Source organism: Flagellimonas lutimaris (genome assembly GCF_003581615.1).
GTDB lineage: Bacteria > Bacteroidota > Bacteroidia > Flavobacteriales > Flavobacteriaceae > Flagellimonas > Flagellimonas lutimaris.
Genome location: NZ_QXFH01000070.1, coordinates 627,386 through 643,273 on the forward strand (window position 1 = coordinate 627,386; position 15,888 = coordinate 643,273).

Here is a 15,888-nt window from a genome sequence, read left to right on the forward strand (position 1 = left end):
TTTCTCTTGTTTATTGATTTAAAATGTTTTCCAGTTCGGTCTTCTTGTTGATGACATCGACCATGGATTGTAAATATTCTTGTTGACTCGTATACAATTGCGTCTGGGCCTGTCTCAATTCGAAACTGGTCGCCAAACCTTCGGAATATTTAATTTGATTTTTTTTCTCGATACGTTCCGCCAACTCCAAATTATCCTTGGAGGTGCCATATTGTTCTATGGCGAGGATATAATCGCTCTTGGCACTTTCCAATTGAAGACGAATCTGTGCCTGCGCTTCGGTAAACTGGGTTTTAGCCTTTTCCAAGGCAATCTTGGCACGTTGGGTACTTGCACTTCTTTTTAATGAACTAAAAATGGGTATGTTGAGGTCAACCCCTAAAATGGAGGAGCCGAACCATTGTTGGCCGCTATTTAAAAAGTTGAAATTGTCGCTAAAAGAGTTTCCTCCATAATTTACAAAGGCGTTCAACGTGGGCAAAGCATAACTTTTAGCTAATTTTAATTCCAATGCCCTTTGTTGGTTGAGGTTGGCGGCCATTTTGTAGTTCACATTGTTTTCTATGTTGAATTCGGAGTCAATCAATCCCAAGTCAATTTTACTTTGGGTAAGGTCGTCTAGGTTTTCAGTCAATACGGTTGGTGATTCAATGGGAAGTCCCAAGACCAAATTCAACATTTGCAGGGTAATTTCCTCCATACGACGGGCATTTTTTAATTGGTTGTCCACCGTAGATAAAGTAATCTGCAATTGATCCACACTTTCTTGGTCCCCAAGACCATTTTCATAAATACGCTTGGTTTCGTAAAGGTTTTCTTCCAATGTGGCCTTGTTTCTTTCAGAAATAAAAACACTTTCTTGGGCTAAAAGGACATTGCCATAAGCTTCGACCACCGACTTGCGAATATCCAGTTCGGTTTTTTCCTTGTTATTTTGGCTGTATTCCAAAAAGGTTTTGGTTGCTTGGACTCCTACAATATAGGACCCATCAAAAATTTGTTGTCTGAACGTAGCGGTAGCCGACATGGATTGTGCTTGTCCAAAAACCACCTCTGTAAAGGTTCCAGGTTCTCCACCAAAAAATTCTGATGGAATTTGGGATACAGGCTGCTTCAATTGGTTTTGGTAACTGACTGCACCACTTATTTGGGGAAGACCTGTGGCAATGGTCTCCCATTTTTGTTTTTGAGCATCTATAATGTCTCGTTCCGCATTTATGGCGCTATAGTTATGCTCTAATGCATAGGTGATGGCCTGGTCTAAACTAAAACTGGGTATAGTATCTTGTGCAGATGCCAACCAAGGTAGTACGAGTAGTAGACTGATTAACGTTTTTCGCATTTATTCTTGATTTGAATTGATGATTGAGTTGAGTATTTTTCTTCCTTTTGGGGTAACAATACCTCTTAGGTGATATTCCAAATAGTAGTCCCACAAATCTGGTTTGCTAAACATTTCTGTAGGGAACATATTATTATCCTTTATGACGGTTATGCCGGTAAAGTATATTCTGGAAACAAATTCTACATTCAGATTATCCCTGTAAATCCCCATTTCCATTCCTCTTTTTACATTTTTGACCACACAGCGATGGGTGCATTCAAATTGAACTTCTTTGAGTGAAGTATGGATTTTTGGGTAATATTTCTGCAATTGGTAAAGGGGTGATGATTTTTCATCTTTTAAATGCACCATTACAAATCTTTTGATTTCATAAAGCTCCTCGATTGGGTTTTTCTCAAACGCTACAATGTCATCTATGCCACAGGTAATAAAATCCGTCATCGACATGGCACTTTGTTGTACCAAATCCGTTTTGTTCTTAAAATGGGAGTAGATTGTTTTTTTGGAAATCCCAAGTTCATGGGCCAAATCGTCCATAGTAATGCTCTTAAAACCAAGGTTTAAGAACATTTCAGTTGCTTTTTGTATAATCTTCTGCTTCATAATAGGCTGCAAATGTAGGTACGGAAACTTTAAAAACAAAAAAAGTTTCCTTGGTTTTACAATTTTTAACGAAGGATTGATTATTTGTTTTAAATGGATTCTTTTCCTTTTACAAATACGGGTCTTAGTTGGGAATCTTTATTGACGTTGTCGGAATCAATTTTTCCCAACCGCCAAAAAAACGGACTGAACTGCAGTAAATACTTCTTTTTCGCTCTATTCTTCTTCTGATTTATCATGATCTTCGTTTTTGATTTTTTCTACATATGCTTTGTATGCCTCTTCTCCTTCTTCTTTCCAAAATTGATCGTAGTGTTTCCATTCATCGAAATCCCTTCTCCAAGACGTACACTTGTTGGACGACTTAACTTTCTTTTTGTGACTTGACCCACTCTTGCTTTTGCCGCCGCCACCTCCACCAAAGCCGAACAAAAGCTTAGCTATGACAAAGATTCCTAGGGCTTGCCAGTAGGTAACCGTTCCTACGCCAAATAGGTCTGGCATCAGCCAGTTCCATAGGCGCATTAATAGATAATTGGCCAAGAGAAAGAGTATTCCTCCCAATACAATCATGGCTATGACCTTTACTACTTTTTTTATAGTACCCTCCATTTTCTTTTCCACGGCTTTCTCGAAATCTTTTTTATGTTCCATAACTCAATTCTTTTAAATTCTCTAATTTTTTTGATAGTTCGGACATGGCACGGTGTCTCCTGGACATGAGAGTACCTAGCGGTATTCCGGTTCTTTCTGATATTTGTTTATAGTTGTATCCTTCAAAATCTATGGCGATGATAATATCCCTGTAGGCAGGCTTCAAATCCTCTACCGACTTTTTAAGGGCTTGCTCCATCTCTGGGGAATAACTGTTGTCTGCATCACCATAAAAGAATTCGGCAAATTCCCGCCATTGTTGGTCAATATCCTCACTGGGTAATTTTCTTTCCTTCTTGCCCCGCATAATATCAATGATCCTATTGCGTATGGCATTGTAAACAAATGCCCCCACATTGGTTATGGGCAAGGCATCATCCGATCTGGAAAACATCCGTAGGGCCACATCCTGCACAATATCCTCGGCATCCCGCTCCGATGTATCCTGGATTCTCGACTGCACATACGAACGCAACGAGCCATACTCCTCATTAAAGAAGTTGGTCAGGTTATTTCGGTTATCGGTTTTGGCTGCCATTTAGTTGGGTCAGGTTGCTTTTCACTTATAGAGACGAAGAAAAATTATTCTATTGCAGTTTGTGTCTATTTTTTTCGAAGGGATGTTATTTTTTGGATTTGGATACTTTGTATCCATGTTTTAAGCCGATGTGCTCACCTCAAATTAAATATTTGAACGTATTTTTGGCTCCATGTCAGATATCGATATCATTAGTCAGTATAGGGAGCAGTTTGTTACGCATCTTGAAGGGCGAATCCAATTGGGAGAGCCCAAAAATCTATATGAACCCGTGCAATATATTTTGGGATTGGGAGGTAAGCGACTACGCCCGATTCTCACTTTAATGACTGCGGAAGTTTTTGGTGGTAAAGCCAAAGAAGCCATGGATGCAGCCTTGGCAGTGGAAATGTTCCATAATTTTTCGTTGGTACATGATGACATAATGGACGATGCGCCATTGCGAAGAGGAAAAACTACAGTTCATGAAAAATGGGATATAAGCACGGGAATTTTGTCAGGGGATGCCATGTTGATTTTGTCCTATCAATTCTTCGAAAGCTATCCAGGTGATATGTATGTAGAACTCACAAAACTTTATAGCAAAACCGCTATTGAAGTATGTGAAGGACAACAATACGATGTTGATTTTGAGACCCGCGATGATGTGACCATTCCCGAATACCTAAAAATGATCGAGTACAAGACATCCGTACTGGTGGCTGCCGCCATGAAGATGGGTGCGATTGTGGCCAAGGCTTCTCAAAAAGATGCGGAAGCCATATACGAGTTTGGACGTAATCTGGGTATCGCTTTTCAGTTGCAAGATGATTATTTGGATGCCTTTGGAGACCCAAAAACCTTTGGTAAACAGGTTGGTGGGGATATTATGGAAAACAAAAAGACCTATCTGTACCTAAAATCGTTGGAAAATGCATCCAAGGACGATCAAGATGGCTTGTTGCACCTATATTCCATAAAACCCGAAGATTCTACGGCCAAGGTGGAAGCGGTAAAAACTATTTTTAAAGAAAGTGGGGCAGTGGAGGAAACCAAAAAAGCTATTCAAGATTTCACCCAAAAAGCGTTTGATGCACTAGCTGAAACTGGTCTTCACGAAAAAAACAAGGCGCTGCTACAACAATTTGGCGAAGGCCTGATGGAGCGAACCGTTTAAAACAGCCGTTTAAATAATGCCCGGATAAATGGCATAGGTTTGGGAGCTGTTACAATTTTAAGTTCTTCCCACAGGTTGGTTTCGTTTTCCAGAAATTTTAAGATCAACGAAGCCTTTCTTCTTTTGAACATCGACTCAAAAATTTCGTGTCCCAGATGATTGTTCTCATACAAAATGTCCAACAACAGCATATCGTAAAACAGAAACCTGCTTTTTTGATGAAACTCTGACAAAGGTTTTCCAGCTTTTAGATGACTAACCAATTTAGGAACTTCTTGACTAGTATTGTAAAAGGTATACCCTGTACTTGGTTTGGCCCACCCACCTGCAATCCCAATATGAAAAACTCGATCTGTATTGTGTTGATGAAACGGGTAGCACGTCATGGGAATACTACCAAACTCTTTTTCCTGAATGGTATATTTGGTATTGTTGTATTTTTCCTTGATGTACGTTTTGATGGCCTCTTCGTACTCAGTTTTCTCTAAAAGATGTTCCGAAAACAAGGTGTATTCCACTAAAGCTTCGGTATCTGAAATTGGGAGCACGTACATAAATCGCGTGTTACCTTTTTGAGGCACGGAAAAGTCCATAAAAGTGGCCTCACCAGCTTTAAATACCGACTGTTCGGTTTTTAATTGCCATCCTGCAAAGTGTTGCTGTAAAACGGGAAAATCTTTTTGTTTTAAAGTGGTTAAAGCATCATATAAGCTAGAAAATACCGTTCGTCCGGTAAATTTTTGTGACGGTGTGGTCACTAAAACCTCGTTTTCTTTCTCTTCAATTGTAGTAACCTCTTCCTGCACCCAAGTAATGTTTGAATAGGCTTTTACCTTTGGTAAAAAGTGATTGTAGAAGTCAATACCACGGAGCATTTTGTACGTGTAGGGTGCAATGGAAGTGGATTTTTGAAGTTGCTGCCCGCCTACATAAATGTTGTCCCAAGTTTTGTGGATTAAATCATCAAACGGGCCATTGCCCCTTTCCCAAAAACACCAGGTACGGTCGTTTTTGGTTTTATCGTTTTTGTCCAACACCAAAATAGATTTGGAAGTAAAGAACTCGTCCTTGCCTAAGGTATCGGCCAATAAAAGGCCAGCAGCTCCCGCTCCTATAATGATGTAATCGTACTTGGGCATAGTTTCAAAGATAGAAAAGGCGGATTGAAAATGGGGTATGGTTGAAGTGTAATATAAGAGTCCCTATTGAACCTTATACTAAAAGCTTAGTGAATATTTGGTTTTTATCTATTCACCAGTTTCAAAACCCAATGAATAATCAATAATAGCAGGGGTAAAATAACCACTCCATAACTATAGCCCCAAAACAATTTCATGGCCAGTTGTCCCCCTTGAAAAACTTCTTTTTCGCTAAATGAAAAGGATAAATTTCCTGCGAGTAAATAAGAAACAGGAACCCAGAGTATGGTTGTAGCCAATGAGAATTTCAGTAGTGGTGACAGAAACTTGTAGGTTTTAGATGGATTTCTAAATCGTTCAATCCCAAAATAAATGGCTAGGGGTAGTGACATAATACCTAGCCAAGTTAAGGGCGTACCCATAGGAATTGTACTTCCGTTATATAGCGGTTCCGTTAAAACAAAGGAACCTGTTATTAGGAGTATAGCAACTATGATAAAAATGGTCAGTGAGGCAAAAAAATAGAATTTTGGTTGGGTCATCGGGTTGGTTTATTCTTTAACAAGATAATCATTCTTCTTCTCTTAAAAAACCGTATACCGTAACCCAAAGAACCCACGAATACCTTGGTTGGGTCCATATACGTAAGCAGGGTCAAACGTAAGGGCGTAGGGATTGTTCGCGGTGGCCACGGCATTGCCAAAACTGTCAAATGTTACTTCTTTGTCGAATGGGTCGTTGGCTCGCGCAATGATAAAGGGATTACCACGGTTTGGGGTCCAATCCAACAAGTTTTTGATGCCCCCGTACACTTCAAAATTATTCAATCCTTTGTAGGTAAACTGGATATTCTGGATGCTCCAGGTAGGCGAATATTCCCGTCTTGGATCTAACTCTCCCAAAAGCGGTAATCGCATTGGGCCATATAAATTCCCTGTGTAGTCCGCCGTCAATTTTAGCGAGTGAAAAGTGTACGACAAATTCCACGTAGCAGTTATACTTTCGGTTAATATTTGCTGTTTGGTCACACCATTTTCTGTGTTGCTTACATCTTGCCAAGTGGCACCCACCATAATCTTAAAACTGCTGGGAAAAGCAATATCCAAATTGGCACTAAGCCCTTGCGAAACCGATTTGCCGTCCAGATTATCATAAATGATTTGATTGGGGTTGGTCTCATAATCCGGCAGGATAACGTTAGAGAATCGGGTATAGAAAGCCGAGGCATCCAGACCAATAAAAGTACCATTGTCACTATAAATTTTCTTCAAATAGTTAATGTTTACATTAACAGAACGCTCGGGTTTTAGTTCTTCGGCAATAATCACTTCCCGCGAACCTGTGAGGGCTGCGTGGTCTTCCGTAAACAAATTGACTACGCGAAATCCCGTTCCAGCGTTCACCCGAAAAATATCGTTGTTGGAAACCTTCCATTTGTAAGCAGCCCTTGGTGTGAGAATATTGCCGTGGCGTTGGTCATAATCATATCGAAGCCCGGCCAAAAAAGAATGCTTGGGAGCAAAAGAATATTCGTCTTGAGCAAATAGGCTGGGAATCCAAATATTGTCAGCTTCCAAGGTAGCAGGCGTGTTGTCATCGTAATAATTGTAACGAATCGCAGTCCCGAACAGCAAATCGTGATTTCCCGCGGTTTTGTCCCAAGTCAATTGTGCAAAACCGATACGTTGGTCTGCCAAATACTCTATGTCGCCATACACCGAATTCTGGCTATGGTCATTATAAGAGAAAGATAAGAGAAGCTTTTCTTCCAACGGCAATTGATATTTTCCCAGCACTTCCCATCTTCGGGTGTAGATGCTTTCCCCATAAATTTCATCCCCACCTCGAAATTCAGGGGTCCATTGCATTTCGCCACCCCAACGGTCCTCATAAAAAAAACGTCCAGCTAAAGAGAACAAACGGTTATCGCTACGCTCAAAATTCCACTTTTGGAAAATGGATATACGGTCTTGGAGGGTGAGGTCGGTAAAATTATCACCGTTGTTGTCCACGGGAATATCATAATTGAAGTAATTAACGCCTAAAAGAAGGTCCGTTTTTCGTCCAATTTTAATTTTACTGCCGACATCCAAATTGTACTCGCCCCAACCTGTGGCAAAGCCATCGGCAAAAAATTCGGGAGCGCTCAAAGGATTTTTTGTGATGATGTTTATCAAACCACCTACTGCTTCACTACCATAAAGTGAAGAAGCAGGTCCTTTTACGATTTCAATCTGTTCAATAAGGGAATTTGGGATGCCGGTAAGGCCATAAACCGTTCCCAAACCGCTTACAATGGGCATTCCATCGATGAGCACAAGGGTATAAGGGCCTTCCAGCCCATTGATGTGGATATCTCCCGTATTGCATACATTACAATTGATCTGTGGGCGTACACCGTTCACATTCTGAAGCGCATCAAAAACGCTCGCGGTAGGGTTCTTTTTCAAAAAAGTAGGGGAGTAGACCTCCACAGGAACCGGACTCTCCAATCTGCTAACAGGTTTTAAAGTACCTGTTACTACGGTTTCCTTTAAACTTTGCGCAGAAGCTTCTAATTGTATGTTAATCGTTTTGAATTCGTTGGCCCGTATACTGATTTTTGTTTGATAGCGTTGATATCCCAAAGAGGTCACCAGCAAAAGATACTCGCCAGGTTGAATGTTGTTCAACTCATACAAACCATCAATATCAGTAGCAGTTCCTATTTTGGTTCCTTTGAGGAATACGTTTGCCAGGGGAAGAGGCTCACCGTTATCCGAAACCTTTCCGTTTAACGAAGTTGTTTGCGCAAAACAACTGCTGCTTACAAAGGCTATCCATAACAAAGTGATATGTTTACAAAGATATTTCAATTAATATAAAATTAAATTTAGACAAAGCTAAAAATAGATTTTGTCAAATAAAAATGTATTTTTGAAAAAATATTTTTTGATGACCCGATCAGAGGAAAACTATTTAAAGACAATTTTTCATTTGGGTGGTGGTGACTCCAAGTCCATCACCACTAATGCCATTGCAGAGCAAATGGAGACCAAACCTTCTTCGGTTACGGATATGGCCAAGAAATTATCGGATAAAGGATTGGTGGATTATGTACGGTACCAAGGGGTTTCATTAACCACTGAAGGCAAGAAGACAGCTTTATCCATCATTAGAAAACACCGTTTATGGGAGGTCTTCTTGGTGGAGAAATTGGATTTTAGTTGGGATGAGGTGCACGAAGTTGCTGAACAATTGGAACACATTAAAAGTGAAAAATTGGTTGACAAAATCGATGAACTTTTGAATTTTCCAAAATATGACCCACACGGGGATCCCATTCCCACTAAGGACGGTAAGTTTCAGGAACGGGATGAAAAATTACTCAGCGAAATGTCCATCAAATCCATAGGAATATGTGTTGGGGTAAAGGATTCCTCTGTGCCCTTTCTTAAGTTTTTGGACAAGAACAATATTGCTTTGGGAAATACCATTCAGGTGTTGGACAAGGAGGACTTTGATAATTCTCTAAGAATTCAAATGGATGGGAAGGAAATGCGAATATCACATCAAATAGCGTCTAACCTTTATGTAAAAAAGAACGACTAATGGATCAAGTAATACAGTATTTTCAAGATATAGACCCCGTATTGGCGGCTTTTTATGCTACCCTATTTACTTGGGGGTTGACCGCGGCAGGAGCTGCTTTGGTCTTCTTTTTTAAAGGGATGAACCGTGCATTACTTGATGGAATGTTGGGTTTTACCGGAGGAGTTATGGTCGCAGCGAGTTTTTGGAGTCTGTTGGCACCTGGTATTGAAATGAGTGCCGGTGAAGGCTTTGTGAAAGTGATTCCAGCTGCAGTGGGATTTTTACTTGGTGCCGGTTTTATTTTTGGCTTGGATAAAATATTGCCCCACTTGCACATCAACTTTAAATTAAGCGAGGCGGAAGGCGTAAAAACACCTTGGCATAGAACTACTTTGCTAACTTTGGCAATTACGTTGCACAACATTCCCGAAGGGTTGGCGGTAGGGGTACTTTTTGGTGGTGTGGCCGCAGGATTTGAAGGTGCATCCATTGGAGGTGCCGTAGCATTGGCACTTGGTATTGGACTTCAAAATTTCCCGGAAGGATTTGCAGTGGCAATGCCATTGAGGAGACAAGGACTTACTCGCACCAAAAGTTTTTTGTATGGTCAGGCTTCGGCACTAGTTGAGCCTATTGCTGCTGTTTTAGGTGCTTGGGCCGTGCTCACATTTGAGCCTATTTTGCCATATGCCCTTTCCTTTGCCGCAGGGGCTATGATATTTGTGGTGGTGGAAGAGGTGATTCCCGAAACACAACAAGACAAATACACCGATATCGCTACAATGGGCTTTATCGGTGGATTTATTATTATGATGACCTTGGATGTAGGATTGGGTTAAAAACTATCCCCCAATCAAATCAAAAACACCTTTGGTCAAAAACTGATCTGTTTCGTTTAAGTCGGTAGCTATGATTTCCGTATAACCATCATAGGTATTTCCTTGTTTTACGGGAATCTGTTCAAACGTATAACCGCCGTTTTCTTTATCAACTAATTTAAGCACGTAATAAGTGCCTTCGGATTCAATCACAGCTTCTTCTGGCAATGACAAAGTTTTGATGGTGTCTGTCATGATTTTGGCATCCACGAACATTCCTGGGAGGAAATTTGCCTCTTCTTCGTGAGCTAGATGACCATGTACTTTTATGGATCGATTCGTATCATCAATGGATGTGCCTACCAAATGCACTTCGGCCTCAAAAGTATCTTCCGAGGCTTCAGGAATTTTGAACTGGATTCTTTGTCCTTTTTTAACTTTAAGAATATCCTTTTCAAAAACGGACAGTTCTAAATGTACATGGTCATTGTCTACAATTTCCATAATCTCGGTAGCTGGTGAAACATAACTTCCTTTGGCCACGTTCATTTTGGTTACACTTCCCGAAATTGGGGCATAAATTACCGCTTGGGAAGTAATGTTGCCCTGTTCGACCCTATTAGGTGAAATGTTTAACATTTGCAACTGCTCCCTTAATCCTTTGTAGCGAGCTTTGGCCGTTTCATAATTGCTCTTGGCCTGAAGAAAGTTTTTTTGCGAAGCGATTTTCTCTTCAAACAGTGTTTGGTTTCTTTCAAATTCAGCTTTTAAGAAATCCAATTGGTTGAAAATTTCGAGATAATCTTGTTGCATCTGTACAAATTCCTGATTTTCCAAGCTTACCAAAAGTTGCCCCTTCTTCACTTGGTCACCAACCAATAATGAGGTGTTTTTTACGAATCCTCCCATAAAGGCTGTTATGCTAGCCCGGTTTTCTGGCGGAACATCAATCATTCCAGAAGTTTCCACCATTTTAGGAAAGGTTCTTTTTTCCAGGGCACCCAACATTAGGTCGTTGGTGTCAAATTGATCTTGGGTCACCCGTATTCCAGTAGGTTCTACTTGTTCTTCGGAAACGGACTCAGCGTTATTTTTGTTGCCACAGCCTATCAATAGAAGGAAAACAGCGGCGATTTGAATTATATTTTTCATTGTTATAATGTTATTGTCAAGTAATTAATGGCGATTACGGTTTGATTGTATTGGTTGAGGACATCCAAGTAATTGAGTTGGATATCGTAAGCATTTTCCAAACTTTGGATGTATTGGAAAAAGTCAATTTCTCCGTTCATGAAGTTTCCAGAGGCTGCTTTCAAAATTTGATCCGAAAGTTGACCGCCCTCATCTTCATAATAGGAGAGTTCCTTGGTTTGCTGTTCCAATTGCCCCATCAAGGTCTTGTACCTCTGATTCATGGCAACATTGATTTCAGTATTCTCCATTGCGGTAATCTTGGTCTGGATTTTCGATGATTTTACCTTGCTACTGTGTCCAAAGAAGAAAATCGGAATCCGAACACCCAATTGAATACCATATAATGATGTTCCCAGTCCCTTGTTTGTCCCTTGGAAATATTCAAGGTTGAGGTCAGGAAGTAATCGGTTTTCTTCCAAACTCTTTTGGGCATTGCTCAGTGCTTGGCGGTTGTTCAAAAATGATGCTTCTGTTTCCAGCATACCTACAGCATTCAGTACCGAAAGCTTTTCCGGTTTTTCTACAGCAATGTTCAAAGTGTCCTCACTTTGCACCAAACTCACAATCTGACCATAAGTGGTGAGTAGTTGCTGCTTTATTTTGGAATAGGTGTTCATGATTTGCCTTTGTTTTGCCTGGGCCGTCACCTTTTCCAGATAATTGGTTTCTCCCAGTTCAAACCGCCTATCGGCTGCTTTGGAAAATTTACCATAAATACTATCCAGCGTACTATAAAGCTCTGCTTTTTGCTGCAAGGTCTGGTACTCATAGTAAGCAATGCTCAGCGATTGGAACAATTGTTTCTTCTTGATTTCAAACGATGATTTTTGAAGCTCATAATTCGATTTTTGAAGTCTGTTTTTTGCTCCGTACACCGTGGGAAACTCAAACTGCTGTTGTGCACCAAAAACCTTGAGCGGTTCCCCGTTCAACGCTAGATTGTTTTCATCATATTGGTAGTAAATATCTGTTTTATCAAACTCAAAAGCGGTTCCTTTGAGGGTTTCTGCTTGATCTACCATTAATGAACCTGCTTGTATTCCCTTGTTATTTTCAAGGGAAAGCGTCATTAAATCTTCTAGATTCAACTTGGTTTGTGAGAATCCTGAAAGTGAAACCAACAGTAACATGATGGTTAATGCATTCCTTTTTCTCATTTTACGCTCTTTTCTTCTTTTTCTCCTTCCGCCAAACTTAATATTGTGTGAATAGGCATAAAGCACAGGCAGAACCACCAAGGTGAGCATGGTTGCCGTTACCAATCCACCGATTACTACGGTGGCGAGCGGTCGTTGAACTTCTGCTCCGGCATTGGTTGATACTGCCATGGGCAAGAAACCTAAAGCTGCCGCCGATGCAGTGAGCAATACGGCACGGAGCCTATCTTTGGTTCCTTGTTTTATGAGGTCTTCCATGGAATCAAAGTCTCTGCCTTTCAATTCCTTGAAATGCTCTATCAATACAATTCCGTTCAGCACAGCAATACCGAAAAGGGCAATAAAACCTACCCCGGCTGATATACTAAAAGGCATGTCCCTTAACCAAAGTAAGAGAACACCTCCAACGGCAGAAAGTGGAATTGCCGAGAAAATAAGCAAAGCTTCCTTAACAGAACCGAAAGCAAAATAGAGCATGATAAAGATGAGCAATAAGGCAATGGGTACGGCAATCATCAACCTAGCTTTCGCATTTTGAAGGTTTTCAAATTGCCCACCATAGGTAATAGTATAACCTGGAGGCAAAGTAATGTTCTCATTGATTAATAGCTGTACATCATCTACAACTGATTGAAGGTCTCGATTCCTTACATTGATACCAACAACAATTCTTCTTTTGGTATCATCCCTAGAAATTTTGGCCGCTCCTTTTTGATACGTGATTTGTGCCAATTCGCTCATCGGTATTTTTCCACCGCTGGGAATATCAACATAAAGGTTTTTTAAGTTGGAAATGTCTTGACGGTTTTCCGCATCCAATCGAACGGCCATATCAAACTGTCGTTCGCCCTCAAATACACTTCCTACAACCTTACCTGCAAAGCCCATAGCGATCATTTCATTAAGATCTGCAATGTTGAGTCCATGGCGAGCAATTTTTGCGCGGTCAAAGGATACATTCATCTGTGGCAAGCCTTCCACTTTTTCCACAACAATATCGGAGGCTCCTTCCACATTTTGGATGAGATCTTTGATCTCATTGGCTTTTCTATTCAAAGTCTCCAGACTTTGCCCAAATATTTTGATGGCTATATCCGCCCGCACCCCAGTAATCAATTCATTGAATCGCATTTCAATGGGTTGGGTAAATTCCACCTCCATGCCTGGTAGTACGGCAAGGGCTTCTTTGAACTTATCGGCCAATTCATCCTTGGTTTTGGCCGAAACCCATTCGTCTTTTGGTTTAAGGGTGATGATTACATCACTTTCTTCCATGGACATAGGATCAGTAGGCACCTCTGCAGCACCAATACGACTCACTATTTGATTTACCTCAGGGAACTGATCTATTAAAATCTGTTCGATTTTGGTGGTGGTTTCCACAGTTTTGGCCAAAGATGTTCCTGTTTTCAGGACAGGTTGTATTACAAAATCCCCTTCATCCAAGGTTGGTACAAATTCACCTCCCATGGTGGAGAACAGTAAAATGGCACCGACCAATAATGCCGCTGCAATGGAAAGGACGAATTTCTTGCTTTGCATGGCCCAATGGATTACCGGTTCGTATTGTTTGTTGATCCAACCGACCAATCGGGCCGAGATACCTTTGGAAGATTCTTTGGCTGGTTTCAAGAACAATGCTGAAGCCACAGGCACGTAGGTAAAACATAAAAGAATTGCTCCCAAAAGGGCGAAGCTAAACGTTAGGGCCATGGGTTTGAACATTTTGCCCTCAACACCACTTAACGATAAAATGGGAATGAACACTATTAAAATAATGAGCTGTCCAAAAACTGCGGAATTCATCATTTTTGAAGCGCCTTCCACGGTTATTTTATCTTTAATGGTTTGCGTTTCATTCTTGCCCAATTGAGTAAGTTCACCTTGCCTTTGGGTTATTTGGAAGGCAATGTATTCTACAATGATTACCGCACCATCTATAATGATACCGAAGTCGATGGCACCAAGACTCAAAAGGTTGGCATCTACCCCAAAAATGTTCATCAGGGTTAAAGCAAAAAGAAGACAAAGTGGGATCACAGAAGCCACTACAAGACCTGATCGCCAATTACCCAATAGTAAAACCACAACGAATATTACGATCAAGCAACCTAAAACCAGGTTTTCGGTTACTGTGAATGTTGTCCTTCCTATTAGTTCACTACGATCCAAAAACGGATTAATATAAACTCCTTCTGGTAAAGATTTGGAAATAGCGGCAACCCTTTCTTTTACGGCCTCGATTACCCTTTTGGAATCTGCATCCTTCAGCATCATAATCTGCCCAAGGACTTTTTCACCTTCACCGTTACCGGTTATGGCACCAAACCGAGGTGCGCTGCCAAAACCTACTTTGGCAAGGTCCTTAATATAAATAGGGATGCCATTTCTATTGGCTACTACTATATTTTCAATATCGGAGAGGCTGCTCACCAAACCTTCACCTCGAATAAAATAGGCTTGGTTCACTTTTTCGATATATCCACCACCGGTAACGCTGTTGTTCATTTCCAAAGCGGTAAACACTTCTTTTGCAGTGATGTTAAGGGCGTTCAATTTTTGGGTCTGTATGGCCACTTCGTATTGTTTGAGGTGACCTCCCCATGTATTGACCTCTACTACACCGGGAATTCCGGAAAGCTGTCGTTTTACAATCCAATCTTGGATAGTCCTAAGCTCTGTTGAAGAATATCGGTCTTTGTACTCGGGTTTAACATCCAACACATATTGGTATATTTCCCCTAAACCTGTGGTTATGGGTCCCATTTCGGGACTTCCGAAACCTTCTGGTATTCGGCTGGATGCAGACTTTATTTTTTCGGCAATAAGTTGCCTGGGCAAAAAGGTGCCCATATCGTCATCGAAGACGATGGTCACCACGGATAGCCCAAACTTTGATACCGAACGGATTTCCTTGACCCCGGGAAGGTTTGCCATTTCCAGTTCAACGGGATAGGTAACAAATTGTTCCATATCCTGTGTGGACAAACTTCTCGAGGTTGTGATTACCTGAACTTGGTTATTGGTTACATCGGGAACAGCCCCGATGGGTATTTGTGAAAGTGAGTATAACCCAATGAGGGCTATAAACGTTGTAAATAGAAGAACAATAAACTTGTTCCTTATACTAAAGTTGATAATTTTTGAAAACATAATTCATATAAAATGATAGCATTATTAATATGGAATAAGGCCTGCTAAAAGGTGTTCAGCAAAGCTGAAAACTATGAATTATGCGTGTTTCGGGGGCTGAAAAGGATTATCGCCCCAAATGTGGGAATAAGATATTTTGTAGTGAAAATTTCCTTTGGAAGCTAGGGGAATTTCAGAATAGGAGTGAATAAAATTATCTGAGCCCAATACAAAAACTAAATGTTGGGCACAAGGTGCTTGTTGGTGTTGAAAAGGAAGTTTTTCGTGATCTTTCTGCTCTTCTTGGTGTTTTTGGCTGTGGGAGACTTTTAGTTCTCCATAGTGTTTGGATACAAAGACCACAAAATTGTCACCATATTCCTCGGTGTGAAATTGGTAATGCTCCATTAATTCCCCCATTTCCACCAAATCCTTAAAATGGATGTTGGCTCCTTGGAGTAAAATGAGCAAGGAAATCCCTATGATTACAATTTTATTCATCCTGACAACGTAAAACTACGAATAATACGTTGTAGGATAAATGACCGTGCCTAATTTAGAATTAATCTGATTTTACAG

General features: G+C 40.7%; 13 protein-coding genes. 3 read left to right on the forward strand and 10 right to left on the reverse strand.

From position 1 onward, the window contains the following. Positions 1 to 10: 10 nt before the first annotated feature. The 4 genes from D2V08_RS07240 to D2V08_RS07255 all read right to left on the reverse strand — a co-directional run bounded on the left by D2V08_RS07240 (position 11) and on the right by D2V08_RS07255 (position 3,140). A complete protein-coding gene (locus tag D2V08_RS07240) occupies positions 11 to 1,342 on the reverse strand; it encodes a TolC family protein (protein ID WP_119607377.1) in 1,332 nt (443 codons plus the stop codon). Next, a complete protein-coding gene (locus D2V08_RS07245) occupies positions 1,343 to 1,948 on the reverse strand; it encodes a TetR/AcrR family transcriptional regulator (protein ID WP_119607378.1) in 606 nt (201 codons plus the stop codon). Between the two features lie 216 nt (positions 1,949 to 2,164). Continuing rightward, a complete protein-coding gene (locus tag D2V08_RS07250) occupies positions 2,165 to 2,602 on the reverse strand; it encodes a hypothetical protein (RefSeq protein WP_119607379.1) in 438 nt (145 codons plus the stop codon). Further along, positions 2,592 to 3,140 (reverse strand): RNA polymerase sigma factor, encoded by a 549-nt coding sequence (locus tag D2V08_RS07255; protein WP_119607380.1) that lies wholly within the window; start codon positions 3,138 to 3,140, stop codon positions 2,592 to 2,594. The genes D2V08_RS07250 and D2V08_RS07255 overlap by 11 nt, the downstream gene beginning before the upstream one ends. 172 nt (positions 3,141 to 3,312) lie before the next feature. Between D2V08_RS07255 and D2V08_RS07260 the strand changes: the two genes are divergently transcribed. Beyond that, on the forward strand, positions 3,313 to 4,296 hold the full coding sequence (locus D2V08_RS07260) for a polyprenyl synthetase family protein (RefSeq protein WP_119607381.1): 984 nt from the start codon (positions 3,313 to 3,315) through the stop codon (positions 4,294 to 4,296). Here the strand turns inward: D2V08_RS07260 and D2V08_RS07265 are convergent. The 3 genes from D2V08_RS07265 to D2V08_RS07275 form a co-directional block, all read right to left on the reverse strand. Continuing rightward, the gene (locus D2V08_RS07265) at positions 4,293 to 5,435 is read right to left on the reverse strand and encodes a lycopene cyclase family protein (protein ID WP_119607382.1); all 1,143 of its coding nucleotides are present in this window, start codon (positions 5,433 to 5,435) and stop codon (positions 4,293 to 4,295) included. The two genes, D2V08_RS07260 and D2V08_RS07265, sit on opposite strands and share 4 nt — an antisense overlap. 104 nt (positions 5,436 to 5,539) lie before the next feature. Continuing rightward, the gene (locus tag D2V08_RS07270; RefSeq protein ID WP_119607383.1) at positions 5,540 to 5,977 is read right to left on the reverse strand and encodes a hypothetical protein; all 438 of its coding nucleotides are present in this window, start codon (positions 5,975 to 5,977) and stop codon (positions 5,540 to 5,542) included. 42 nt (positions 5,978 to 6,019) lie between these two features. After that, complete coding sequence (locus D2V08_RS07275) at positions 6,020 to 8,290, reverse strand: TonB-dependent receptor (RefSeq protein WP_119607384.1); 2,271 nt, start codon at positions 8,288 to 8,290, stop codon at positions 6,020 to 6,022. A 61-nt stretch (positions 8,291 to 8,351) separates the two neighbouring features. Between D2V08_RS07275 and D2V08_RS07280 the strand changes: the two genes are divergently transcribed. Continuing rightward, positions 8,352 to 9,026, forward strand: coding sequence for a metal-dependent transcriptional regulator (locus tag D2V08_RS07280; RefSeq protein WP_500683414.1), 675 nt, complete (start codon positions 8,352 to 8,354; stop codon positions 9,024 to 9,026). Further along, complete coding sequence (locus D2V08_RS07285) at positions 9,026 to 9,847, forward strand: ZIP family metal transporter (RefSeq protein WP_119607385.1); 822 nt, start codon at positions 9,026 to 9,028, stop codon at positions 9,845 to 9,847. The genes D2V08_RS07280 and D2V08_RS07285 overlap by 1 nt, the downstream gene beginning before the upstream one ends. 3 nt (positions 9,848 to 9,850) lie before the next feature. Here the strand turns inward: D2V08_RS07285 and D2V08_RS07290 are convergent, their stop codons facing one another. From D2V08_RS07290 to D2V08_RS07300, 3 genes are all read right to left on the reverse strand, one after another. Then, entirely contained in the window at positions 9,851 to 10,978 is a 1,128-nt protein-coding gene (locus D2V08_RS07290; RefSeq protein ID WP_119607386.1) for an efflux RND transporter periplasmic adaptor subunit, read from the reverse strand. Positions 10,979 to 10,980: 2 nt separating this feature from the next. Then, positions 10,981 to 15,330: a CusA/CzcA family heavy metal efflux RND transporter gene (locus tag D2V08_RS07295; RefSeq protein ID WP_119607387.1), complete on the reverse strand. Its 4,350-nt coding sequence runs from the start codon at positions 15,328 to 15,330 to the stop codon at positions 10,981 to 10,983. A 78-nt stretch (positions 15,331 to 15,408) separates the two neighbouring features. Then, positions 15,409 to 15,810: a hypothetical protein gene (locus D2V08_RS07300; protein WP_119607388.1), complete on the reverse strand. Its 402-nt coding sequence runs from the start codon at positions 15,808 to 15,810 to the stop codon at positions 15,409 to 15,411. Positions 15,811 to 15,888: the final 78 nt, after the last annotated feature.

What these genes read in the sequence shown, in the direction of transcription:
- D2V08_RS07255 (WP_119607380.1), bottom strand. Translation starts at nt 3,140, where the DNA reads ATGGCAGCCAAAACCGATAACCGAAATAACCTGACCAACTTCTTTAAT.
- D2V08_RS07270 (WP_119607383.1), bottom strand. Translation starts at nt 5,977, where the DNA reads ATGACCCAACCAAAATTCTATTTTTTTGCCTCACTGACCATTTTTATC.
- D2V08_RS07260 (WP_119607381.1), top strand. Translation starts at nt 3,313, where the DNA reads ATGTCAGATATCGATATCATTAGTCAGTATAGGGAGCAGTTTGTTACG.
- D2V08_RS07240 (WP_119607377.1), bottom strand. Translation starts at nt 1,342, where the DNA reads ATGCGAAAAACGTTAATCAGTCTACTACTCGTACTACCTTGGTTGGCA.
- D2V08_RS07295 (WP_119607387.1), bottom strand. Translation starts at nt 15,330, where the DNA reads ATGTTTTCAAAAATTATCAACTTTAGTATAAGGAACAAGTTTATTGTT.
- D2V08_RS07285 (WP_119607385.1), top strand. Translation starts at nt 9,026, where the DNA reads ATGGATCAAGTAATACAGTATTTTCAAGATATAGACCCCGTATTGGCG.
- D2V08_RS07250 (WP_119607379.1), bottom strand. Translation starts at nt 2,602, where the DNA reads ATGGAACATAAAAAAGATTTCGAGAAAGCCGTGGAAAAGAAAATGGAG.
- D2V08_RS07265 (WP_119607382.1), bottom strand. Translation starts at nt 5,435, where the DNA reads ATGCCCAAGTACGATTACATCATTATAGGAGCGGGAGCTGCTGGCCTT.
- D2V08_RS07290 (WP_119607386.1), bottom strand. Translation starts at nt 10,978, where the DNA reads ATGAAAAATATAATTCAAATCGCCGCTGTTTTCCTTCTATTGATAGGC.
- D2V08_RS07245 (WP_119607378.1), bottom strand. Translation starts at nt 1,948, where the DNA reads ATGAAGCAGAAGATTATACAAAAAGCAACTGAAATGTTCTTAAACCTT.
- D2V08_RS07300 (WP_119607388.1), bottom strand. Translation starts at nt 15,810, where the DNA reads ATGAATAAAATTGTAATCATAGGGATTTCCTTGCTCATTTTACTCCAA.